The sequence below is a fragment of the Pseudomonas persica genome (genome assembly GCF_900291015.1).
Taxonomy (GTDB): domain Bacteria; phylum Pseudomonadota; class Gammaproteobacteria; order Pseudomonadales; family Pseudomonadaceae; genus Aquipseudomonas.
Genome location: NZ_OLKL01000344.1, coordinates 1 through 240, shown reverse-complemented (window position 1 = coordinate 240; position 240 = coordinate 1). Strand labels below are relative to the sequence as shown.

1 protein-coding gene is annotated in these 240 nt (G+C 66.2%); it reads right to left on the bottom strand.

What is annotated here, in order from left to right:
• A partial coding sequence (locus tag FQ664_RS26810) for a glutamate synthase-related protein (RefSeq protein ID WP_256676128.1) occupies nt 1-240 on the bottom strand: 240 nt, incomplete at both ends.

Sequence of the window (240 nt, the reverse complement as noted above, 5' to 3'; positions counted from 1 at the left end):
GCGCCGCACCGGTGCCGCCCTCCTTGCCATCGACGACGATGAAGTCTGGAGTGATGCCAGTGGCCAGCATGGCCTTGGCAATGCCCATGAACTCCCAAGGGTGGCCCAGGCAGAATTTGAAGCCCACCGGCTTGCCGCCCGACAGCTCGCGCAGGCTGGCCACGAACTGCAGCAACTCGACTGGCGTGCGGAAGGCACTGTGCGCCGCTGGCGAGATGCAATCTTCGCCCACGCGCACGC